The sequence below is a fragment of the Kitasatospora sp. NPDC001539 genome (genome assembly GCF_040298565.1).
In the GTDB taxonomy this organism is placed as follows: domain Bacteria; phylum Actinomycetota; class Actinomycetes; order Streptomycetales; family Streptomycetaceae; genus Kitasatospora.
On record NZ_JBEPAK010000001.1, the window covers coordinates 68,306 to 90,828 of the forward strand.

Genomic DNA, 22,523 nt, shown 5'->3' on the forward strand with positions numbered 1-22,523 from the left:
TGGACCGTGGACGAACAGTATCGCCTCGGTCACTTTCCGCCACCACGGCGACATTCCGCGGGTCGCCGACCGGACTCGTCGGGCCGGCGCCGGCGGCCGTGCGGCCCCGACCGGCCCGGCGGTCCGCACCGCCATGCGGACCGAACCGGCCGCGGATCCGCCGTAATCGGGTTGCGGGCACGGCGGGGTAGCGGGAATCCTCCACGGATGGAGCTGGCAGAGCAGGAGATCCCGCTGGGTGAGGTGACGCTGCGCCGTTTCCGCGGCGAGGCGGACCTCCCCGAGTACTTCCGGGTCATCGAGGAGTCACTGGAGCACCTGCGGCCGTTCATGCCGTGGGTCGCGGAGCACAGCCTGGCCAGCACGACCGCCTTCCTGGCCGAGCGGCCAGGGCTGTGGGAGAGCGGCCGGGACTTCAGCTTCGCGATCCTGCTGGACGGCGCGATCGTCGGCGCCTGCGGTTTGTTCCGGCGTTCGGACACCGCGGAGAACGGTCGGGAGATCGGCTACTGGCTGCACCCCGGCGCCACCGGCCGCGGGATCGCCACCCGGGCCGCGCGGGCGCTGGCCGAGCAGGCCTTCCGCCTGCCGGGTGTGGACTTCATCGAGATCGTGCACGACCCGGCCAATCTGCCGAGCGCCGCCGTTCCGGCCCGGCTCGGCTTCTCCGAGCACCTGCGCCGTCCCGCCGAGGCGCTCGCCCCGGCCGAGACCGGCGAGGAACTGGTCTGGCGGTTGGAGCGCGCCCGATGGGCTGAGCTGGCCACCTGAGCCTCTGACAGCCCGAGGCCCCAACAGCCTGGCGGCTCGACGGGCTGACGGACCGGGCCGACGGGTGGTGGACCGCCGCACGGGCCCGGCGGTCCACTGCCGTGGGGTGCGTGCGGACCGCCGGGCGGCGCCGCCGGACGGGACGATCCGGTCGGACGCCGTGGGAACGGACGCGGCCGGAGACCTCATCTCCGCACGGAGCGCCCCATCTCGAACCCCGCGTGCCGGCCGCGGTCCCTCTGCCGCGGCGTCGCGCGTCCGTTCCCGTGCCCAGGAGACCGTCCGGCACCCCGGGCGATAACACTTTCTTCCGCCGCCTTCCGACCGATCGATCGGCAGCCCCCGGTGATCCGGGACGCCCACGAAGCGCCGGGCGCGGCAACCGGGTGAGCGGGCGAGGCCGCAGTCTCCGAACGGCGGATCGGCGGGTTCGGCCGACGGCGAGCGGGTCCGCCGACACCAGGTCAGAAAGCTTGTACCGGAACTTCCGCTTCCTCATACTTCCGGACAGCGCCTGTCAGGGGCAGATCATCCTCCGTGCTTCCGGACAGCACCGGCAGGTGTCCGCCCGTCTCCTGACCGCGCCTCACGGCCCCCGACCCCCGGGGCCTCCCACTCCCAGGAGGAGATCGGTGAGGACTTTGCGCAGGACCCCCAGCACCGGCACCACACGCCGCACCCGCCTGCTCGCCGTGGCCCTCGGCCTGCTGACCGCCACCGCGGTCGCAGTGCCGGGCGCCGCGGCCGCGCCCGTCGACACCACCACCCCCGTCCACACGACCACCCCCGCGGACACCACCACCCCCCTGAACACCGCCGCCCCCGAACAGCTCGCGGCCGTCAGCGACGCCGTCATGAACGCCGCGGTGGACGGAACGGCCTGGTACGTCGACCAGGCGGCCGGCCGCGTCGTGGTGACCGCCGACAGCACCGTGTCCCCCGAAGGACTCGCCAGGATCATGCGCGCCGCCGGCCCGGCGGCCGCCACCCTGACCATCCACCGGGTCGCCGGGGCGTTCACCCCGCTGCTCGCCGCGGGCGACGCCATCTACGGCGGCCAGTACCGCTGTTCGCTCGGCTTCAACGTGGTGAGCGGCAGCACCCACTACTTCCTGACCGCCGGGCACTGCGGGAACGTCGCCAGCAGCTGGTACACCGACCGCGCCCACAGCACGCCGATCGGCCCCACCGTCAGCTCCACCTTCCCCGGCCACGACTACGCGCTGGTCCGGTACGACAACCTCGCGCTGAGCAACCCCGGCGGCTTCACCTCCGCCCCGAACGCCTACGTCGGCGAGCACGTCACGCGCACCGGCTCGACCAGCGGGACCCACACCGGCACCGTCACCGCGCTCAACGTCACCGTGCGCTACTCCGGCGGCGGCACCGTCACCGGCCTGATCCAGACCAACGTCTGCGCCGAGCCCGGCGACTCGGGCGGCCCGCTGTACGAGGGCTCCAAGGCGCTCGGCCTCACCTCGGGCGGCAGCGGCGACTGCACCGTCGGCGGGACGACCTTCTTCCAGCCGGTCAACGCGGCGCTCGCCAACTACCACGTGAACGTGTACTGATCCGCGAGCCCGAGCCGTCCGGCCCGCCGCACGGTGCGGCAGCCGGGACGGCTCGGGCTCCGGCCTGCCGGGCCCGCTTCCCGTCAGCCCGCGTACACGTCCTCGACGTAGCGGCCGGACTCGACCAGCCCCTGCAGCCAGTCCTGGGCCCGCTGCTCGTCCGCCCCCGGCGTGCGCTCCCGGTACAGCGTCCGGAAGGCCTCCCGCACGCCCGGCGCCATCCGGGCGCCGTCACCGCACACGTACACCCGCGCGCCGGCTTCCAGGAGTCCCCAGACCTCCGCCGCCTCGACGGCGATGCGGTCCTGGACGAAGCGCCGCCCCTGCACCGGCCGCTCGCTGAACGCCGGCCGCATCGAGACCGCACCGGCCCGTTCGGCCGCCTCCAGTTCGGCCCGGTGCAGGTAGTCCGCCTCCGGGTCGTCGCAGCCGAAGTACAGCAGCGCCGGGGCCAGCTCCGCCCCTCCCCCGGCTAGCGCGCACCGGTCCGCGACCGCGCCGCGGAAGGGGGCCAGGCCGGTGCCGGCCGCGATCATGATCACCGGGGTGTCGTGGCCGATCCGGAACACCTCCCGGCACGGCTGCACCCGCGCCCGTACGGTGTCGCCGACGGCCAGCCGGGCGAGGTAGCCGGAGCCGGTCCCGCGGAAGGTTCCCCGTCCGGACCGGGCCGGGGCGCTGAGCACCGAGACCATCAGGTCGACCCGGCCGGCGTCGGCGGCGGGCGAGGAGGAGATCGAGTAGTGCCGCGGCCGCATCGGCGGCAGCAGGTCCAGCAGGACCGGCCAGCTCAACCGCCCGCGCAGCGCCGGGTGGTCCTCGATCAGGTCGAGCAGCGTCCGCGGGTCGTCCGCCGGCAGCGCCCGCAGCGCGGCCTGCTCGGGCGGGCAGGGGTTGAGTCCGGCCAGCACGGTGCGCTGCGCGGCGCTCGGGCGGTCCTGCAACTCCACGTGGTGGGTCAGCAGTTCGCGGACCGTCAGCGGACGGTCCAGGGCCAGGCCGGAGCGCCGGTGGGCCACCACGGAGAGCACGGTGCCGAGGTCGACGCCGAACAGGTCGGCGGCCCGCCGGACCAGGTCGGGGTCGTTGGCCGGGAGCACGGTGAGGTGGTCGGCGGTCCGGTACTCCACGCCCTCCGGCAGCGCCAGCCGGACCAGCCGCTTCACCCGGTGGTACGCCGGGTCGGTCAGGGTCTCGACGGCGGTGACGGTCAGCTCGACCATGCCGTGCCGGGCGGCCAGCGCGTCCAGCGGGCCGCCGACCAGCTCGGTGACGGTGTACCCGGCCTCCTCCTGGCGGGGGGCGGCCGGGGCGTCGGCGTCCCCGTAGCGCTCCAGCAGGGCGGTGCCCAGGGCCTCGGTGAACTCCCCGACCGTGCCGGACAGGTCGCCGGAGGCGTCCGCCTCCGCGCGGGCGAGCAGCCGGGTCCCGCCGAGGGCGGCGAGCCGGTCGTCGATGAGGGCGGGGACGCGCTGGTAGGTGGCGGCGTAGGTGCGGTCGCCGATGCCGAGCACCGCGTACTCGACCCCGACCGCGCTCCCGTCCTCCTGCAGCCGGCGGACGAAGGCGGCGGCGTCGTCGGTCGGCTGCCCGTTGTACGAGGCGGCGGTGATCACCACCGGCCGGTCGGTGGGCAGCCCGTCCGCGTAGGCGTCCAGCGGGGCGATCTCGGTGGCGCAGCCGAGTTCGGCGGCCGCCTCCGCGAGGTGGCGGGAGAACTCGCGGCAGGCACCGTAGTTGGAGCCGTGCAGGAGCAGCAGGCCGGTGCCCTGTCGGACCCGGCCGGGCAGTTCGGAGCGTTCGGCGGCGCCGGCCGCGCCGCGGACGGGCTGCGCCGTCGGGGCGGGGGTGCGCGGGGCGAGGGCGAGGGTGAAGCCGTCGGGCTTGATGGTGAGGGTCTGCTTGAGGGTCAGCCGGTAGTCGGCGTGGTCGATCAGCCGGTAGCGGTGGACCAGCATGGCCAGCAGCATGGTGGCCTCGTGCAGCGCGAACTGCCTTCCGATGCACGCGCGTTCGCCGGTCCCGAAGGGCTTGAAGGCGTGCGGCGAGCGGGCCGCCTCGCGCTCCGGGTCGAACCGGGACGGATCGAACAGCTCCGGGTTGTCGCCCCAGGCCGGGTCGCGGTGGAGCATCGGCGTGACCACGAAGACGGGCTGGCCCGGCCGGACCGGGATCCGCCCGCCGAGCAGCGTCTCCTCGCGCGCCTCCCGGCTGAACGCGGGAGCGGTCGGCCACAGCCGCAGCGCCTCGTTGAGCACCTGGCGGGTGCGGCGCAGTCGCCCGACGTCCTCGTACGTGGGCTCCGGGTCGGGCCGGTCGCCCCAGAGCGCGTCCACCTCCCGCTGGACGCGCCGGAGTTCGGAGGGGTGCTTGGACAGGTAGTACAGCGCGAAGGACAGCGCGCCCGAGGTGGTCTCGTGACCGGCGATCAGGAAGGTGATCACCTGGTTGCGGATGTTCTCGATGTCGAGCCGGGTGCCGTCCACGGGGTGCACCGCGTCCAGCATCAGGCCGAGCAGGTCCTCGGCCGGCCCCTGTCCGCCGCCGGCGGCCCGGGCGGTGATGACCTCGTCCACCACCCCGGCCAGGTAGTCGGCGTCGGCCCGGAACGCGGCGTCGCGCTCGCTGTGGTCGAGCTCCGGGTCGCGGGTGAGCCTGGTCATCGCCCATTCCAGGCAGCGCACCATCGCCTCGACGAAGGGGTGCAGGTCGTCCCGCTCGAAGGAGCCGAAGTCGAAGCCGAACCCGGCGAGCCCGATGGTGTCCAGGGTCATCCGGGTCATGGAGTCGGGCACGTCCACCGTCAGCCCGGCGGCCGCGCGGCGGTCCCAGGATTCGATCAGCCGGCGGGCCACCCGCAGCATCACCGGGTGGTAGGTGCGCATCGAGCCGAGCGCGAAGGCGGGCATCAGGATGTCGTGCGCCCGGGCCCAGTTGGGCTCCTCGTTGTAGGCGGTGAACAGGCCGTCGCCGGTGAACTCGCGGACGTTCTCCAGCGCCGGGCCGACGGCCTTGCGGAACCGCTCCTCGTCGGCCAGTTCCTCCACCAGGTCCAGGCTGCCGACGACCAGGGTGTCGCGCCCGTGCAGCCGCTGGACGTAGGCCGGTCCGTGCTCTCTGACCAGTTCCATGGTCCGCAGCACGGGCGCGGAGACCGGCGGGAGTGCGGAGATGTCCACCAGGGGCACGGTCCCGGCCGGCGCCGGCGGCACGGTCGGTGGAGCCGGCACGGCCTCGGTCATGGTGTCGGTCATCGCTTGGTCCCTCCCTGGGAAAGTTCTCGACTCCTCCACTCTGCGCCCCCGGGAGGTGCGCACGGCAGCGATCACTACATGATTGTGTAGTGCCTGCGGCATCCGGAGACTTGCCCACGACCCGTCAGATCTGATGCGGGCGGGTGCCGCGGGAGGAGTGCGGAGCATGCGACCGACCGACGGCTGCGGTCCGGCGGCCGGCACCCGGCTCGACGCCGCGGTGATCTGGCGCAACCGGGCGCTGCGCCTGCTGGACCACGTGCCGCTGCCGATAGCCGTGGTGGAGTTCGGCGGCCGGATCCTGATCGTCAACCGCGCGATGGCGGCCGAGTTCGGCGTCCTGCCGGGGCAGTTGCGCGACCGCCGGATCCTGGAGTACTTCAGCCTGCGGGACAGCACCACCTTGCAGGCGCTCGCCGACGCCGTCCGCCTGCACCGCCGCTCGCAGTACCCGGCCCGGGTGTCCTGGACTCCCGTGGACGGCGGCGAGCGCCACGGCGAGATGACCGTCGACCTGGTCGCCGACACCCCGGAGCAGACCCCGAACCTGCTGCTGTCGCTGCGCGCCCTGGACGAGCCGCCCGCCCGGCCCGCGGCGCAGACGGCCGGCCCGGGCGCCGGCGCCAGCCCGATCGAGGCCCGCATCCTCGCCGCGGCCGCTCGGGGCGCGACCACCGCCCGGATCGCCAAGGAGATCGGGCTCACCGCGGACGGCGTCAACTACCACCTCGCCCGGCTCGCCCGCCGCTGGCAGCTGCCCAACCGCACCGCTCTGGTCGCTCGCGCCTACGCCCTCGGTGTCCTCGTGCCCGGCGCCTGGCCCCCGGAGGTGGCCGGGCCGGGGTGACTGGGCGACGCTCCCGCCGATGCCGCGTCGGAGGGCGCGGGGCGTTCCGCCCGTCACCCCGGAGAACCGCCCCGGCAGCCCGCAGCGCCACCCGGCAGCCCGGCACCACCCGGCAGCCCGGAAAGCCGCCCTGGCAGTCCGCGAACGGCGGCACAGGACTCGCCGCCGTCCTCGGGGCGTGCTGCCGTAGGACACATGATCACTTCATCGCCGGCCCGGCTGGCCGCCCCCCTCACCGCCGTCCTCCTCGTCCTCGGCGCCTCCGCCCCGGCCTGGGCGCTCCGGCACGACGTCACCGCCGAGCAGTGCCAGGAGGCCGGCGGCACCGTGCAGGGTGGCGGCTACTGCGTGGGCGCGGTCGGTGAGGACCAGTGGGGAGCGGACATCGACGGGCAGGGCATCGCGTAGCGGCCGCCCGGCGCGTGCGCCGCTCCCCTCCGCGGGACACGGCCTCGGAGCCGTTCCATTACCCGGGCTAATCGAAGCTTGAGGTGAACGATCTTGTTGCGCCCGGTCGGCGCTGATGAGCTGACTGCATGAACAGTTCCGACATGGTCGACCGGACGGCGACCGGGATCGCGTACCGCCGGGCACCGGTGATCGCTGTAGCGCTGACCACGTTCACGGTCGTCTCCTCCGAGATGATGCCGGTGGGCCTGCTGACCCCGATGGCGAAGACGTTCTCCGTCTCGGACGGGGTCACCGGCCTCTCCCTCTCGGTCACCGGGATCGTCGCAGCCGTCGTCTCCCCCTTCGTCCCCGCGCTCATCGGCCTCCGCGACCGCAAGTGGGTGCTCGTTGCGTTCATGGGCCTGCTGTCCCTGGGGAACGCCCTGACCGCGTTCGCACCGAGCTTCCCGGTGCTGGCCGCCGCCCGGATCCTCCTCGGAGTCTCGATGGGCGTCGTATGGGGACTCGCCGCGGGACTGGGCCCGAGACTCGCCGACGGTCCCCGCGTCGCCCTCGCCACCACACTCATCTTCTCCGGAGTCTCGATCGCCTCGGTCCTCGGTGTTCCGCTGGGGACGTACCTCGCGGCGCACCTGGGTTGGCGTGCCGCCTTCTGGGCGCTCGGGCTCCTCGGCACGGCCGCCGCGGCCGCCCTCGCCGTCGCGCTCCCGGCGCTCCCCGTGCGCCGGCGGAGCAGCGCGGACGGAATCGTCGACGCCCTGCGCAACCGCGGTGTCGCCATCGGGTTGGCGATCACGGCGCTCGTGGTGCTCGGCCACTTCACCGGCTACACGTACGTCCGCCCGGTGCTCGAGCTCGACGCCGGCATGAGCGCGGGCGCGGTCGCGGTCGCACTGCTGGCCTACGGCCTGGCAGGAGTCGCGGGGAACTTCACCATCGGCCCGCTGGCCGGGCGGCGCACCGGAGCAGCCGTGTCCGTGGCACTGGCCGGCATAGCGCTGGCCACCGTGCTGCTGCCGTTCGCCGCGGTGAGCACCCGCACGGTCCTGCTCGCGCTCGTCCTCTGGGGCTTCTCCTACGGCGGCGTCTCGGTGTCGACGCAGAGCTGGGTCCGCAAGGCCGCTCCGGAACGCGTCGAGGCGTCGGCCGCGCTGTGGGCCGGTGTGTTCAACGCAAGCATCGCCGTGGGCGCCCTCGCCGGTGGGCTCGTCATCGACGGCGCAGGGAGCCGTGCCGTCCTGTTCTCCGCGTCGCTGGTCACGCTGATCGCACTGGTCATCGCGCTCGGTTCACGTCCGCGACCGGCGGCTGCGCGCTCCCGGCGCGAGGAGCGGGAGGCCCCGGCCTGCTCGGGCTGAGGCCACCTCCAACCGCCCGAAGCCCGAGCGGCCCAGGCCCCGGCCTGGGCCGCTCGCGGCAGACCGGCGCGCCCGTCGGGACGCGCCGACGCGAGCGGCTGCCGGTCTCGGTGGCGACGTCTCAGCCGGTGTTCCGCACCAGGAGTTCGGCGAACCGGCCGGTCAGGCCGTGCGGCTTCCGCTCGTTCTCCAGGAGGAGCAGGCTCGTCGGCTCCAGGTCGGGAACCGGCAGGTGGCGGATGTCCGGGCGCCGGACGTACCGGGTGCTCGCCTCGCACAGCAACAGGCCCAGCCGCGTACTCGCCACGGTCGTGAGCGCCTCCTGGATCGTCCCGGCGCCCGCCGAGTAGGTCAACTCGTGCCCACCGGGCGTCCTCCTCGGCGCGTTCACCTGGCGCCAGTAGTCGGGTGCCGGCCCGAGCGGCTCGATCAACCCCAGACGGGACAGCTCACCGGCGGAGACAGCCGTCCCGCGTGCCAGGCGGTGCGTGCTGGACACGGCCACGCACATCGGCTGCCGCGAGAACTCCAGCACGACGCGAGCGCCCTTCTCGTGACAGGGAGCAAGGACGATGGCCGCGTCGACCTCCCCCCGGAGCAGCTGTGTGAACGGGTCCCCCCAGGGGAGCTCCACGAGGTGCGCAGCGTGCTCGGGAAGGCCCGCTATCGCCTTGGCGACCGGCTCGTGGACGACGCCCTGGAAGCCGATCCGCAGGGGCCGGTCCGCCGCCACCGCGCTGGCACGGGCAGCGTCGAAGCCCTCGCGGAGCCGGCGGAAGGCGGGCACCACCTGGTCCGCCAGCATCCGTCCCAGAGCGGTCAGTTCGACACGGCGGCTGGTGCGCTCGAAGACCGGGGCGCCCACCCGGCTCTCCAGGCGCTTGATCATCTGTGAGACGCGCCCCTGGGAGACGCCGAGCACGTCGGCCGTGCGCCCGAAGTGGAGGTGGTGGACCAGCACCGAGAAGCACTCGAGCTCCCGGAGCGGCAGCTCCGGCAACTCCGACAGCCCTGGCAGCCCCGGCAGCCCCGGCCCTGGGTCGATGCGCTCCATCTGCACGGTCTCCGTCAACGCCTCACCGATCGGGAACGGTGGGGCCGGCCCCGGCGGCCGGTCCTGTCCCCATGATGCGGTGTGGCAACGATCAAGGACAACGGCCCCGGCTCGCCCCGGGGCGCGGGCGCGCAGCAACCCCGGGCGCGGACGCACCGCGGCCCGGCCCCACCCCTGATCGGAGTAGGCCGGACCTGAAGGGTCCTCAGGGGCGGCGCGGGCCCGTCACCGCCCCAGGATCGCCGGATCCCGGGCGAGTTCGGCGAGCAGGGCGTCGAGCTTGGCCCGGTCGACCGAGGGCATCACGAAGACGTGGACGTAGCTGCGCCGGGTGGTCTCGTCGCCCGGGACCATCAGCACGTCCTGCGAGGACAGCGACCACTTGGCCACCAGCTCGGGGCTCGGCTTGCGGAAGCGCACCGTCACGGCCCCCGGGGTGCGGGCGGGCCACAGCTCGACGCCGAGTTCCTGCTCCATGGCGGCCAGCCGGCGCTCCAGGTAGGCGGCGAGTTCCTGGGCCTCGCGGATCCGCTCCACCTGGTCGCGGTAGGAGTGGCGGGACAGGTGGTCCCAGATGACCAGCGGCGAGAAGCCGTTGCGGGATCCGGCGAAGGTGGTGTCCGGTGCGCCGATGTAGTCCGGCTGGGACGGCGGCGAGATCTGGTACTTCACCTTCGTCATGTAGATGCCGCACGGCCACGGCGCACCGGCCCACTTGTGGCCGCTCATCGCGATCGAGGAGACCATGTCAACCTCGCCGTGCCGCTCGGTGGGCAGCCGCAGCCCGAAGTCGAACTCCGGCAGGTCCACCTCCGGCGTCCAGCCGTACTCCTCCGGCTCCTCGGCGGCCAGCCGCAGGAACGGCGCGTAGCCCGCGCCGAGCGCGCCGTCCACGTGGATCCAGAAGCCGCGGCGCAGGTCGACCAGCGGCTCGCCGGTGCGCGGGTCGGTGCCGTAGACGACCTCGCGCCGGACCAGACCGTGCCGCTCGAAGATCGGCAGCAGGCGCTCGCAGACCGCGCGGACGTCGTCGTGGGCGCCCTTGAAGGTGCTGCCGAGGTTGAGGTTGACGAAGATCGGGTGGCCCTTGGCGGCGAAGAACTCGACCAGTACGGCGAGGGCGTCGACGTCTATCTCGCCCGGGCCGTCCCAGGACAGCCCGGAGGGGCCGGGGCGGGACGGGACCTCGGTGGGCCAGGTGCGCAGGCCGGTCACCGGGTCGACCAGCGGGCACTCGTCGGCGTACTTCTCCAGTCCGACGGCGTGGAAGGTCTCCACGCCCAGGACCCGGACGGCCTTGGCGAAGGAGTAGTGGGTGTCCTCGGAGTAGAAGGCCACCGGGTGGTGGGCGTTCGGGTTCTGCCGGTCGGGCGCGGCCTTGACGTAGCGCAGCGCGTCGAAGGGGGCGGTCGGCGGCTGGATGAGCGCCTTGCCGCCGAGGTAGTCCCGGGCGTTCCAGAGGGCGTACATGTTGCCCTCGGTCGAGCCCATGGACAGCATGTAGCCCCAGTAGGACTCCGGGTCCGCCGGGTCGTGCGGGCGTTCCGCGTGCCAGAGCTTCGCGTAGTAGTCGAGGACGGCCCGCTCGACGACCTTGGTGTTGGGCTTGTAGCCGCCGCTCTGGAACGGGTCGCCGAGGTTGTTGATGTTGTTCGGCATGAACCGGGCCAGGTCCAGCGCGGTGCCCTGCATGTCCTGGGTGGCCTGGTAGCCGACCAGGTGGTTTCGCTTGCGGGTCAGGTACTCGTCGACGGCGTCGAGTGCGCGCAGCCGCTGCCCGTCGTCCAGGCCGTCGGCGGGGAGCGCGAAGTCCCGGCCGTCCAGCTCCGGGCCCGGGTCGACCGCGGACGGGGCCGCGGACGGCGCTGCGGACGGGGCTGCGGACGGCACGAGGGCGGCGGACGCGGTCGGGCTCATGGACGGGGCGCTCCGGGGGGTCGCTGCGGACGGGGACGGACGTTCGTCACCCGCGGCAAGGATGGAACTTTCGTCGCCGACCGGGAAGGCCGTCCGAAGAACATTCGGTCCGGGGCCGATCAGGTTTGCGAATCTGCGGGCCGGGCTGGGATCCTGGCAGTCATGCCGAACAATCCGCAGGCCCGGCGCGCGCCCGTCGACGAGGTGGACCGGGCGATCGTCCGCGTCCTGGCCGACAACGCCCGCCTGCCGAACAACGCCCTGGCCGCGGCCGTCGGCATCGCCCCCTCCACCTGCCTGGCCCGCGTCCGCGCGCTCCAGGAGCGCGGCATCATCCGCGGCTTCCGCGCCGAACTCGACCCGGCCGCGATCGGGCTGCCGCTCCAGGCGATGATCTCGGTACGGCTGCGCGCCCACACCCGGGAGCAGAACGAGAGCTTCCGCAGCACCGCACCCGACCTGCCCGGGGTGCTGGCGGTGTTCCACATGGCCGGCTCGGACGACTACCTGCTCCACGTGGGCGTGGCGGGCCCCGAGGCCCTGCGCGACTTCGTGGTGGACCACCTCACCACCCACCCGGCGGTCGCCCAGACCCGGACCAACCTGATCTTCGAGCAGATACCGGGCCGCCGCTACCTCGCGCCCGGGCGCTGACCGCGCGGCCTGGCGCGGCTCAGGCCCCGGGAGCTCCGACGCCGTCGAGCAGCGCCCGGACGGTCGCGCCCGCGAACTCCGCCAGGCCGGCGGGGCGCAGGGCCTCGGCGGGAGCCTCCCCGGCGTAGAAGACCTCCAGGAAGGCGCGGTGGAAGCAGGCGCCGACCAGCAGCACCGCGGCCGCGTCCGGGTCGATGCCGGCGGCGACGCGGCCCAGCCGCTGTTCGGCCCGCAGGTAGTCGGCCAGGTGCGAACTCACCTGGTGCGGACCGGCGTCGTCGAGCTTGCGGCGGTGGGCGGCGAGCAGTTCGGGGCTGGCGAGCAGGCCTCCGGCCATCGGGAAGGACTGCCGGTAGAACGGCACGGCGACCTCGACCACCGCCTCCAGGTGCTCCCGCACCGCGCCCTCCCCGGCGCGCGCGGGCAGTTCGGCGACGGCGTCGGCCAGGCGCGGGGCGCGTTCGCGCAGCACCCGGACGAAGATCTCCTCCTTGTCCCGGAAGTGCTTGTACAGGGCGGCCTCCGAGCAGCCGGCCTCCCGGGCGATCTCCTTCGTGGTGGCCCGTACCAGCCCCACCGTGCCGATCAGCCGGGCTGCGGCGTCCAGCACCCGAGCCCTGGTCAGTGCGCCACCGGTCAGCGGCCGGTGCCCCGCGCTGCGGTCTTCCCCCGCGCCCTCGCCGGTGCCTTCGCGCTTGCCCTCGGTCGTCATGGGCGCCAGCTTACCTTGACAGGTGGGTGAGCACTCACTCACCATCGGAAGAAGAAGGAAGTGAGCACTCACCCACCCCCGGGAGGGGTCATGGAACTCGCCGTTCTGGGCGCCACCGGCGGCATCGGCCGCCACCTGGTCGCCCACGCCCTCGCCGACGGGCACCGGGTCACGGCCGCCGTCCGGGACCCGGCCCGGCTGCCCGTCCGGCACGACCGGCTGACCGTGGTCAGGGCGGACGCCCTCGACCCCGCCTCGCTGGAGCCGGTGATCGACGGCGCCGACGCCGTCCTCTCCGGCATCGGCCAGGCCGGCCGGACCGACCCGCTCAAGCCGGCCTCGACCTCCGCCCGCGCGGCGGCCGCCGCCATGACGGCCGTCGGGGTGCGCCGGATCCTCGTGGTCAGCGCCGCGCCGCTGAACCGGGCCGGCACCGGGCAGCCCTTCCTCGCGGCCAAGGTGTTCGGCCCCCTGCTCTGGGCGGCACTCCGGGACGTGTACACCGACCTGGCGGCGATGGAGGGCGTCCTGGCCGAGAGCGACCTGGACTGGACGGCCGTCCGGCCGCCGCGACTGACCGACCGCCCGGGGAGCGGGCGCTACCGGCACGCCGTCGAGACCGGACCGGCCGGGGTCACCGTCCCCCGCGCCGATGTCGCACGGGCCATGCTGGACCTGGTCACGGACCGGGCGAGCTTCCGGCACGCGGTCGGCGTCAGCTCCTGACCCTGCGCCATTTGCTGATCAGACGTCAGAAACCGGGCCGCGCACGGCGGAAAGCGGAGCCACGATTCCTCCACGATTGTGTCCGACGAGTGGAGTCGATCGGTCCGGACCCCTTGCCAGGCCCACCGTTCCTCCCTACCTTCATGGTCCAGGAACCCCGGCCCCATCGGGCCGGTCGGTTCGCGACGGCCGCGATCCGCGGCGTCGCCATCGCCCGAGGCACGACCAGACCTGGAGGCGTCACATGCCCGTACCCATGATCGACGAGATCCGCGACGCAGGCCCGCTGGTGGTCGACGACGAGGCCATCGCCTTCGAGGACGACGACCGCGGCGGCCACGAGGCCACGGCGTGTCTGGCGGACCCGTGGGTCACCGCCACCACCCGCTTCGCCTGCGACTTCAACTCCTGACGTGACCGGTTCCATCGCCGGCCGCAGCGGAGGGTCCGACGACACCTGGTCGTTCCTGAACGACCCGCGGATGCCGGCGATGGAACACGGCTGGAAGCTGCACGTCTCCGCCCGCCCCGGCGAGCTGGAGGCCGTGGTCGCCCTCGTCCTGCCGGTGCTGGCACGCCACGTCTGCCACGCCAAGTGGGCCGGCGACCCGGAGATCCTCCGGGAGCTCAACTCCGGGGCCAAGAGCGCCGGTTCCGTCGGAAAGGCGATCACCGTCTACCCGGCGCCCGGCACCGTCGTGGCGCTCGCGGACGAACTCGTCGCCGTGCTGCGCGGGCGGGAGGGTCCGCCGGTGGTCAGCGACCGCCGGGTCGATCCCCACGCCCCCGTCTACTACCGCTACGGCCCCTTCACCGGCGACTACCGGACCGGCCGGAGCGGGCGGCTCGAATCGGTGATGACGGGCCCGGACGGACAGCTCTTCGACGGTCTCGCCGGCGCCTCCTACCGCCGACCGCCCTGGGCCGAGGACCCCTTCGAGCACCGGGCCCGCCCGCGCACCGGCGCCGGACTCGGCGGCGGACGCTACCTGGTCACCGGCGGCATCGCGCGCAAGCCGCAGGGCAACGTCTACCGGGCGCTCGACCGGGCCACCCGGGCACCGGTCGTCGTCAAACAGGCCCGGGCCTTCGTGGCCGAGGACGAGTCCGGAGCGGACACCCGCGACCGGCTGCGCAACGAGCGGAGGATCCTCCGCGCCCTCGACGGCGTCACGGGCGTGCCCCGCGCACTCGACTACTTCCGCCACCGCACCGACGAGTACCTGGTGATGACCGACTGCGGCGCACGCGACCTGCGGCGCACCGTCCAGCAGGACGGCCCGTACCGGGACGACGCGCTCCAGGATCTCGCCGCGCGGCTGCTGCGCGTCCTGGACGACGTCCACCGCCGGGGCGTGGTGGTCCGTGACCTGAAGCCCGACAACGTCGTGCTGGACAGCTCGCTCCGCTGCCGGCTGGTCGACTTCGGCATCAGCGCACTGGACGGAGCCGCCCCGGACGGCTCGACCCCCGGCTACAGCGGTCCGGTCCGGCGCGGTGCCGGGGCGGCCGAGGCCGCCGACGACTACTACGCCCTGGGCGCGACCCTCTGCTTCGCCGCCACTGGCCTGGACCCGGTGCTCGTCGACACCGATCCCGCCGTCAACCGGGACCGCACCCTGCTGGGCCTCGGCTGGGCACTGCCCGGTCCGGAACACCGCGCATTCCGTGCACTGGTCGGCGACCTGATGAGCTTCGACCCGGAGGTGCGAGCCGCCGGCGCCGAGCGCCTCCGCACCGGAACGCACGCGCCCGGCACCGGCCACTCCGCCGGCAGCGCCCCCTGCTCCGGCAGCGGACCGGCGCCAGGCCGGCGGTTCCGCCTCGACGACGGCCTGCTCACGGAGATCATCGACCACACGACCGCGTTCTGCGTGGCCGAGGCCCACCGGATCACCGACCCCACGGCCGCCGCACGCGCCGCCGTGCCCACCCCGATCGACGTCTACGGCGGCAGCTCGGGCCTCGGCCTCGAACTCCTCCACCACCGGCACCGGCCCGGGGTGCGCGACGCCGTCGAGGCGCTGGCGCACTGGACGGCCGGCCAGTCCCGGAACCTCTCCCCCGGCTTCTACTCGGGCCGTACCGGCGTCGAACTCTTCCTCGCCGGAGCGCACCTCGACCCGGTCGGCGCGCCGGCGGACACCGACGCGACGAGCCCGTCCGCCCTGCCCGTCTCCGGGCCCGGCGGCGGACCACCCGAAGCGGACCTGATCGAGGGCGTCGCCGGAATCGGCGTCGGCCGCCTGCTGCTCGCCCGGCACGCCGCCGCGGGCGACGCCCGCACACCGGGCGGCCACGCCGAGCGGCACCTCGCCGTGGCCGCCGCATGCGCCCGGATGCTGGCCGCGGGCACCGCCCGGTTGACACCGTCCCGCACCGATCCGGCCGGCCGCGCCGCCCTGGCCGAGGGGCTGGCGCACGGCGAGGCCGGCGTCGCCTACTTCCTGCTGGAGTACGGCCATGCGACCGGCGACCCGACCGCGGTACGCCGGGCCCGGACGGCCTGCGCCCGCCTCGCCGCCGTCACTCCGGACGTCCTCGCCGCCTCGGCCGCGCCGGGAGCGACCCGCCGCTACGGCTCGTGGTGCCGGGGCCTGGCCGGGATCGGTGCGGTGCTCGTCCGCGCCGCCGACCGCCTGGCCGCGCCCGAGTACCTCGCCCTCGCCGAGGACGCCGCGCGCCGCTGCGCCGACCTGGCGCCCCGGATGCCGCTGGTCACCCAGTGCTGCGGGCTGGCCGGGGTCGGCGAGCTGATGGTGGACGTCGCGGTGGCCTCCGGGAAGGCGGAGTTCTGGGACGCCGCCGAGACCGTCGCCGCGATCATCCTGTGCCGCAGTGGCGGCACGCCCGCCCGCCCGGTGTTCCCGGACACCGGCCTCACCCGTTCCTCCGCCACCTGGGCCGGCGGCTCGGCCGGCGTGCTCGCGTTCCTCCGGCGCCTGCACGACCGGGGCGGCCCGCGCCTCGGCCTGCTGGACTGAGCCGGGCCGCGCCGGGACGGGACCCTGCCGGACCGGGTCGGCGCGGCGGGCCGGCGGCTCGGCCCCGGGACGGCCCGCCCCGGTGGCACGGGTGTGGACCGCGCCGATCCGGGCAACCGCCCGGCATGATGCTGATCAGGCCCCCGGGCGTCTACGCGCCCCAGGACGACACCGAGCTGCTGGCCTCGTGCGTGGACCGCGAGCGCCTGGACGCCTCCAGCCGGGTGCTCGACCTCTGCACCGGGACGGGCGCCGTCGCGCTCGTCGCCGCCCGGAAGGGCGCCCGGGTCACCGCGGTGGACCTGTCCACCCGTGCCGTCGCCGCGGCCTGGCTCAACGCCCGGCTGCACCACCGCCGGATCCGGCTGCTCCGCGGCGACCTGCTGGCACCCGTGAGCGGGCAGACCTTCGACCTGATCACGGCGAACCCGCCCTACGTACCGGCCCCGACCGCCACCGACCGGCCGGGCCGGGGCGCCGCCCTGGCCTGGGACGCCGGGCCGGACGGACGGTTCGTGCTGAACCGGCTCTGCCGCCGGGCGCCCGACCTGCTGCCGGTCGGCGGCGTGCTGCTGATCGTCCAGTCCTCGCTCGCGGACGTTCCCGCCACCCTGGCGGCCTTGCGCCGGGCCGGACTGGCCACCGAGGTGGCGGCCCGGCGGCGCCTGGCCTTCGGGCCGGTGATGGCGGCCCGGGCCGCCCTGTTCGAGCGGCGCGGCCTGATCCGGCCCGGCGAGTACGAGGAGGAACTGGTGGTGGTGCGCGGTGTCCGGGAACAGTGACCGGGGCGCGACCCGGGTGACGGTCGTAGCGAACGGTCCGCTGCTGATCGAGGGCCCGATCGAGGTGGTGCTGCCGGACGGCACGGTCCGGGCCGCCGAACGTCCCGTGGTGGCGATCTGCGCCTGCCACCGGAGTCGGACCTACCCGTTCTGCGACACCAGCCACCGCCGTCGCGCCCGCCGCCCCGGGCGCGACGTCCAGCAGCCGGACAGCCGCACGCGGGACACGCCGGACACCGACGCCCACCCCCCGGAAGCGGACTCAGACGGGTTCGTCGGCAAGCGCTGAGCGCAGCGAGGTCCGCCCGGCGTGCCACCGGCCGAGCAGGTGTTCGCCGAAGCGGGCGTCCACCATCTCCGCCGCGGCGATGCCGAACGCGATGTCCTGCTCCAGCTCCGGCTCGGTCGCGATCAGTTCCTCGATTACCCCGCGCCTGACCAGTTGCTCGTGGACGGCGTCCGCCTCGACGTGCTCGCGGTAGAACAGGGTGCCGTCCGGCCCGCCGCCCAGCCGCTCCAGGGCCTTCGCCAGTCGCGCGGAGCCGGGCGACGAGGTGATCTCGATGACGGCGAACTGGCCGACGGCCGCGCCGCGCAGCGCCCGGTGCAGTCCGAAGAGCGTCATCAGGTTCACCACCGCCAGCGTCGGGGCGGGAACCAGGTCCAGGCAGTGGCCGTAGCCGGGGTCGAGACCGAAGGCGGCCATCATCCTGGCGAACAGCAGGGTGTGCGCGCGGTCCGGCCGCCCGGCCCCGTACTCGTCGTACGCGATGGTCATCAGCGAGGCCTGGGCCGGGCCGTGGATCCTCGGCAGCACCCACAGCTGCGGGTCCGCCTCCTTGAGGTGGTAGATCGAGCGGTGCACCAGGTACTCGCGGGCGTGGCCGCGCTCCCCCTCGGCCAGCAGGAAGTGCGACGGCCCGGTGCCCTCCGGCGCCTCCACCAGCAGACGCTCCAGCGCCTCCCGCAGCGGCGGCGGGGAGGGCACCTCGGCGCGCACCGCGGCGAGGAAGGACTCCTCCAGCTGCCCTCGCAGGCGGAGCAGCTCGGGGTCCCACTCCCACTCGGGACGGACCCCGGGCAGGCCCCGGTCGTGCAGCTCGTAGCAGAGGTGCAGCGCGAGCTGGTGGTCCTCGCCCCACGGGTCGGTGAACGGGCCCGGCGGCGCGACCAGCCGCCCGGTGCCGGGCGGCCCGGCCGTGGCCAGCTCCAGCACCGCGGCCGAGATCGGCCCGCGCGCCCCGACCGGGCTCGTCCTGCCCGGCTGTGTCCGCACCACGTCCGACTTCCCTTCGCCGTCGCTGCCCGTCGTCCCGCTGGCCATCACCGGCATCCTCCCGACGTCGCCCGGTATCCCGCCCAGGCGCGTGCCCCCGGGCCCCCGCGGCAAACCGGCCCGGGCGGCGGACCGGCCGCCGCCCGGGCTGCCGACGGGCCGTGTGAGGAAGACCACCGGCGGATGGAATCCGCAGGTCAGCGCGGTGCGAAGGGGGTCCGGGAGGGGGTGTGACGGGGCCCACCGTTTGAGAACCCGCCGGGCGCTGTGACGATGGACGACGCCGCTGCGGAACCCGGCACCCGCGGCCATGGTCCGTGCACGACAGGTCGTGCACCCGGACCGACCCGCTGCCGGTCCCGCCCCTCGGTTTGTGAAACGTGCTGCCCGAATCCGTCCTGTCGCCGCTCGACCGGCCCAGCCTCCTGCCCGCCCAGCGGTCCGCGTCCACCCGTCCGGGCACCGCTGCCCCCGACACCGCCCCCGCGCCCGCCGGCCCCGCGCCCGCCGCCGCCGCCCCGGCGCACACCACCGCGTCGCACACCACCGCGCCGGACACGCCGGTCCGGCCCGGCGCCGAGCGGCCGGGCTCCCGCGCGCCGTGGCGCTCGCTGCGCCACCGCAGCATGCGCTGGTGGTCGGCGGCGAACCTGGTCTCGAACGCCGGTGCCTGGATGCAGCTGACGGTCCAGAACCTGCTGGTCCTCCAGCTCACCGGCTCGGCCACCGTCACCGGGCTGTCGCTGGCCCTCCAGGTGGCGCCCGGTCTGCTGCTCGGGCTGGTCGGCGGCGCGGCGGTCGACCGGTGGCCCCGGAAGACCACCGCCGCCGTCAGCCAGGCGGCGCTGGCCCTGATCGCCTTCGGCACGGCGGCGCTGGTCGCCCTGGGCGCGCTGAGCGTCCCCGTCCTGCTGGTGCTGGCCGTGCTCACCGGGCTGATCGCCACCGTCGAGGGCCCGGCCTGCGCCCTGCTCGGCAACGACCTGGTGCCCCGCGAGGACGTCCCGTCGGCGATCGCCGTGGGCTCGGTGGTGCACAGCGTCGGCCGACTGGCCGGCACCGCCGTCGCCGGCGTCGCGGTCGGACTGTTCGGCATGGCGAGCGCCTACCTGGCCAACGGCCTCTCCTTCGTGCTGGTCGCGCTCGTCATCCCGTTCCTGCGACCGGCCGCGGACGCCGGCGCGGCCACCGCGGCCGACACGGCCGACGGCTCGCCGGCGGCGCCGGCCCGGCAGACCGTCCGGGACGGGATCGTCTTCTTCTGCGGCCGGCGCCAGCTGGTCGCGGTCGCCTGCCTCACCGGTCTGGGCTCGCTGCTCGGCCGCAACTACGGGCTCACCCTCGCCGCCTTCGTCAACGGCGCGCTGCACGGCGGCGCCCGGGAATACGGGCTGATCGCCACGATCCTGGCCGTCGGCGGCACCGCCGGCGCCGTGCTGGCCGGCCGGCTGCGCAACCCCTCCGTCTGGTTGGTGGCCGTGCTGACGGCGGCCGGCGGGGTGCTCCAGGCCCTCGCGGCGCTGTCACCGACCCTGCTGGTCCTCGCCGTACTGGTGGTTCCGATGGCCGTCCTGGAGTCGCTGAGCGACACCGCCGTGACCACCGTCCTCCAGACCGACCCGCCGGACCACCTGCGCGGGCGGGTCCAGGGCGCCTGGCGCAGCGTCAGCACGGTCTGGGGCCTGGCCGGGCCGCCGCTGCTCGGTGCGTCGATCCAGGTACTCGGCGCACGCGGCGCGCTGCTGACCGGCGGTCTGCTGGTGAGCGGCACGGTGGGCGGCGCCGCCGCGCTGCGACGCCGCTCCGCCGAGCGGCCCCGGGACCTGGAAGGGCTCAGCCCGGCCGTGTGACGGACGGGCGTCCGGCCAACTGGTCGGACGGGCGTTCGGCCGGCCGGTCGGGCGGGCTGCGGGGCGCGGTGTTTCCACCCGTCCGAACCGGGCACGCGCGGCGGCATGGACAGGCCTCCCCCGACGCGAACCGCCCGCCGGCGCCGCTACCTGCTCTGCCCGCCCGTCCACTTCTCCGTGGACTACGCCATCAACCCGTGGATGGACCCGGGCAGGCCCGTCGACCGCACGGCCGCGCTGCACCAGTGGACCCACCTGTGCACGGTCCTGCGCCGCCTCGGTCACCAGGTGGAACTGATCGACCCCCAGCCCGGCCTGCCCGACATGGTGTACACCGCCAACGGGGCGACGGTGGTGCAGGGCCGGGCCCTGGTGGCCCGCTTCCGGCACCGCGAGCGCGCGCCGGAGGCGGAGGCGCACCGCCGCTGGTTCGCCGCCGCGGGCTACCACCCCGTCCGGACGGCCGGCCTGGTGAACGAGGGCGAGGGCGACCTCCTGCTCGCCGGCTCCCGCATCCTGGCCGCGACGGGCTTCCGCACCAGCCGCGAGGCGCACCGGGAGGCAGGGCGGTTCCTGGGGCGCGAAGTGGTCACGCTGACGCTGGTCGACCCGCGGTTCTACCACCTCGACACCGCGCTCGCCGTCCTGGACGACGACCTGATCATGTACTACCCCCCGGCGTTCTCCGCGGAGAGCCGGCGGGTGCTGCGCCGGCTCTACCCGAACGCCCTCCTCGCCACCGAGGACGACGCCGCGGTCCTCGGCCTGAACGCGGTCAGCGACGGCCGGCACGTCGTGCTCCCCGCCGCCGCGCACGGCCTCGCCACCCGGCTGCGCGCCGAGGGGTACGTCCCCGTCCCGGTCCACCTGCCCGAACTCCTCAAGGGCGGCGGCGGCCCGAAGTGCTGCACCCTCGAACTGCGCCCGGCGTGACCGGGCCGCCCCGCGGCCGCGGTGGATCAGCGCCGCAGGCCCCGGTGGCGCCCCAGTAGGCGCAGCCCCGCGAGCAGCGACGTCAGGGCCCACACCACGCCGAAGCCCGCCAGCACGCCGGGCGAGTGGACGTCCGCGCTGACCAGCAGCAGACCGGTCGACAGGGCCACCAGCAGCGCCAGGACGGCGGACGGCACGCGTACGGCGCCCCGCAGGACACCGCCCAGCACCCAACGGGGCCCGCGCCGCATCGTCCGCAGCGCACGGTCCAGTCGGCCGTCCGCCCGCAGGGTCTCCTCGATCTCCGCCAGGATGCGCTGCTCCCGGCGGGAGAGCTCCGGCCCGTCCATCGCCGACACCTCCACCGGGCGGCTGCCCAGCCCGCCCGGGCGTAACCGGCACCCGCCCGGGTGCCCCCGGCTCGCGGGGCCGGGCCCCGGACGGTCTCGTGGATCGGGAGGCGTGCACGGTTTTCCGCCTCCACGGAAGGAGACCGGCTGTGGAGCAGCGACCAGGGCATCCGCCGAGGATGGGCTTCTTCACCGACACCTCGGTGTGCATCGGCTGCAAGGCCTGCGAGGTGGCGTGCAAGGAGTGGAACGCGATCCCCGAGGACGGCCTCGAACTGACCGGGATGTCCTACGACAACACCGGCGGCCTGGGCGCCGACACCTGGCGCCACGTCGCGTTCATCGAGCAGAGCAGGCCCCCGGGCGGCGTCTGGACGGTCGCCGACCACGGCCGGGTCGACGTCTTCGCCGAGGCGCAGCGCCTCGGCCGCCCCGCCGGGGACGGCGAGCGCATCGCGCCGGTCGCCCCCGAGGGGCGGACCGAGTTGCGCTGGCTGATGTCCTCCGACGTGTGCAAGCACTGCACGCGGGCGGGCTGCCTGGACGTGTGCCCCACCGGCGCGCTGTTCCGGACCGAGTTCGGCACGGTGGTGGTCCAGCAGGACGTCTGCAACGGCTGCGGCTACTGCGTGCCGGCGTGCCCGTACGGCGTGATCGACCAGCGGCCGGACGACGGGCGGGTGTGGAAGTGCACGATGTGCTACGACCGGTTGGGCTCCGGGCTGGAGCCGGCCTGCGCCAAGGCCTGCCCCACCGACTCGATCCGGTTCGGGCCGCTCGAGGAACTGCGGGAACAGGCCGCGGAGCGCGTGCGGGTGCTCCAGGAGGCCGGGGTCGAGGGCGCCCGGCTGTACGGCCACGACCCGCAGGACGGCGTGGGCGGGGACGGCGCCTTCTTCCTGCTGCTGGACGAGCCCGAGGTGTACGGCCTGCCGCCCCGCCCGGTGGTGACCACCCGTGACCTGCCCGCCATGTGGCGCCGGGCCGCGCTCGCGGCCGTCACGGTGGCCGCCGGCGTGGCGGCGTGCTGTCTGCGGAGGGCCCGATGAGCGGGGCGCGCGCAGGGCGGGGCG

20 protein-coding genes are annotated in these 22,523 nt (G+C 74.8%); 14 read left to right on the forward strand and 6 right to left on the reverse strand.

Annotated features, from left to right (window positions below; translation table 11 throughout):
• Positions 1-207 precede the first annotated feature (207 nt).
• On the forward strand, positions 208-771 hold the full coding sequence (locus ABT247_RS00315) for a GNAT family N-acetyltransferase (protein WP_350735523.1): 564 nt from the start codon (positions 208-210) through the stop codon (positions 769-771).
• A gap of 632 nt (positions 772-1,403) precedes the next feature.
• A complete protein-coding gene (locus tag ABT247_RS00320) occupies positions 1,404-2,342 on the forward strand; it encodes a S1 family peptidase (RefSeq protein ID WP_350735525.1) in 939 nt (312 codons plus the stop codon).
• Positions 2,343-2,425: 83 nt separating this feature from the next.
• Here the strand turns inward: ABT247_RS00320 and ABT247_RS00325 are convergent, their stop codons facing one another.
• Positions 2,426-5,596 (reverse strand): bifunctional cytochrome P450/NADPH--P450 reductase, encoded by a 3,171-nt coding sequence (locus ABT247_RS00325; protein ID WP_502892352.1) that lies wholly within the window; start codon positions 5,594-5,596, stop codon positions 2,426-2,428.
• Between the two features lie 166 nt (positions 5,597-5,762).
• Here ABT247_RS00325 and ABT247_RS00330 point away from each other — a divergent pair, with 166 nt between their 5' ends.
• The 3 genes from ABT247_RS00330 (at position 5,763) to ABT247_RS00340 (ending at position 8,212) form a co-directional block, all read left to right on the forward strand.
• On the forward strand, positions 5,763-6,443 hold the full coding sequence (locus ABT247_RS00330; protein WP_350735528.1) for a LuxR C-terminal-related transcriptional regulator: 681 nt from the start codon (positions 5,763-5,765) through the stop codon (positions 6,441-6,443).
• Between the two features lie 195 nt (positions 6,444-6,638).
• A complete protein-coding gene (locus ABT247_RS00335) occupies positions 6,639-6,851 on the forward strand; it encodes a hypothetical protein (RefSeq protein WP_350735530.1) in 213 nt (70 codons plus the stop codon).
• 128 nt (positions 6,852-6,979) lie between these two features.
• Positions 6,980-8,212, forward strand: a complete 1,233-nt coding sequence (locus ABT247_RS00340; protein WP_350735533.1) for an MFS transporter — start codon at positions 6,980-6,982, stop codon at positions 8,210-8,212.
• A 121-nt stretch (positions 8,213-8,333) separates the two neighbouring features.
• Here ABT247_RS00340 and ABT247_RS00345 read toward each other — a convergent pair whose 3' ends face one another.
• Together ABT247_RS00345 and ABT247_RS00350 are read right to left on the reverse strand one after the other, a co-directional pair.
• Positions 8,334-9,266 carry a LysR family transcriptional regulator gene (locus tag ABT247_RS00345; RefSeq protein WP_350735535.1) on the reverse strand — a complete coding sequence of 311 codons (933 nt, stop codon included), beginning with the start codon at positions 9,264-9,266 and terminating at the stop codon, positions 8,334-8,336.
• Positions 9,267-9,491: 225 nt separating this feature from the next.
• Positions 9,492-11,183, reverse strand: a complete 1,692-nt coding sequence (locus ABT247_RS00350; RefSeq protein ID WP_350735537.1) for a PLP-dependent aminotransferase family protein — start codon at positions 11,181-11,183, stop codon at positions 9,492-9,494.
• Positions 11,184-11,345: 162 nt separating this feature from the next.
• Here ABT247_RS00350 and ABT247_RS00355 point away from each other — a divergent pair, with 162 nt between their 5' ends.
• Positions 11,346-11,837, forward strand: coding sequence for an Lrp/AsnC family transcriptional regulator (locus ABT247_RS00355; protein WP_350735540.1), 492 nt, complete (start codon positions 11,346-11,348; stop codon positions 11,835-11,837).
• A gap of 19 nt (positions 11,838-11,856) precedes the next feature.
• Here the strand turns inward: ABT247_RS00355 and ABT247_RS00360 are convergent, their stop codons facing one another.
• Complete coding sequence (locus tag ABT247_RS00360; protein ID WP_350735543.1) at positions 11,857-12,549, reverse strand: TetR family transcriptional regulator; 693 nt, start codon at positions 12,547-12,549, stop codon at positions 11,857-11,859.
• Between the two features lie 90 nt (positions 12,550-12,639).
• Here ABT247_RS00360 and ABT247_RS00365 point away from each other — a divergent pair, with 90 nt between their 5' ends.
• The 5 genes from ABT247_RS00365 to ABT247_RS00385 all read left to right on the forward strand — a co-directional run bounded on the left by ABT247_RS00365 (position 12,640) and on the right by ABT247_RS00385 (position 17,330).
• Positions 12,640-13,275, forward strand: coding sequence for an NAD(P)-dependent oxidoreductase (locus ABT247_RS00365; RefSeq protein ID WP_350735546.1), 636 nt, complete (start codon positions 12,640-12,642; stop codon positions 13,273-13,275).
• 244 nt (positions 13,276-13,519) lie between these two features.
• A complete protein-coding gene (locus ABT247_RS00370; RefSeq protein ID WP_350735549.1) occupies positions 13,520-13,687 on the forward strand; it encodes an SflA family class IV lanthipeptide in 168 nt (55 codons plus the stop codon).
• A 1-nt stretch (position 13,688) separates the two neighbouring features.
• On the forward strand, positions 13,689-16,259 hold the full coding sequence (gene lanL, locus ABT247_RS00375) for a class IV lanthionine synthetase LanL (protein ID WP_350735552.1): 2,571 nt from the start codon (positions 13,689-13,691) through the stop codon (positions 16,257-16,259).
• A 125-nt stretch (positions 16,260-16,384) separates the two neighbouring features.
• A complete protein-coding gene (locus ABT247_RS00380; RefSeq protein ID WP_350735555.1) occupies positions 16,385-17,041 on the forward strand; it encodes a HemK2/MTQ2 family protein methyltransferase in 657 nt (218 codons plus the stop codon).
• 16 nt (positions 17,042-17,057) lie between these two features.
• Positions 17,058-17,330 (forward strand): CDGSH iron-sulfur domain-containing protein, encoded by a 273-nt coding sequence (locus ABT247_RS00385; protein ID WP_350735557.1) that lies wholly within the window; start codon positions 17,058-17,060, stop codon positions 17,328-17,330.
• On the opposite strand, the gene ABT247_RS00390 is transcribed toward ABT247_RS00385, so the two are convergent.
• Positions 17,304-18,365, reverse strand: a complete 1,062-nt coding sequence (locus tag ABT247_RS00390) for an iron-containing redox enzyme family protein (protein WP_350735560.1) — start codon at positions 18,363-18,365, stop codon at positions 17,304-17,306. The genes ABT247_RS00385 and ABT247_RS00390 overlap by 27 nt on opposite strands.
• A 332-nt stretch (positions 18,366-18,697) precedes the next feature.
• Between ABT247_RS00390 and ABT247_RS00395 the strand changes: the two genes are divergently transcribed.
• On the forward strand, positions 18,698-20,167 hold the full coding sequence (locus ABT247_RS00395; protein WP_350735563.1) for an MFS transporter: 1,470 nt from the start codon (positions 18,698-18,700) through the stop codon (positions 20,165-20,167).
• Between the two features lie 105 nt (positions 20,168-20,272).
• Positions 20,273-21,100 carry a dimethylargininase gene (gene ddaH, locus ABT247_RS00400; RefSeq protein ID WP_350735566.1) on the forward strand — a complete coding sequence of 276 codons (828 nt, stop codon included), beginning with the start codon at positions 20,273-20,275 and terminating at the stop codon, positions 21,098-21,100.
• Between the two features lie 26 nt (positions 21,101-21,126).
• Here the strand turns inward: ddaH and ABT247_RS00405 are convergent, their stop codons facing one another.
• Positions 21,127-21,450: a hypothetical protein gene (locus tag ABT247_RS00405; protein ID WP_350735569.1), complete on the reverse strand. Its 324-nt coding sequence runs from the start codon at positions 21,448-21,450 to the stop codon at positions 21,127-21,129.
• A gap of 179 nt (positions 21,451-21,629) precedes the next feature.
• Between ABT247_RS00405 and ABT247_RS00410 the strand changes: the two genes are divergently transcribed.
• Positions 21,630-22,499, forward strand: coding sequence for a 4Fe-4S dicluster domain-containing protein (locus tag ABT247_RS00410; RefSeq protein WP_350735700.1), 870 nt, complete (start codon positions 21,630-21,632; stop codon positions 22,497-22,499).
• Positions 22,500-22,523 lie beyond the last annotated feature (24 nt).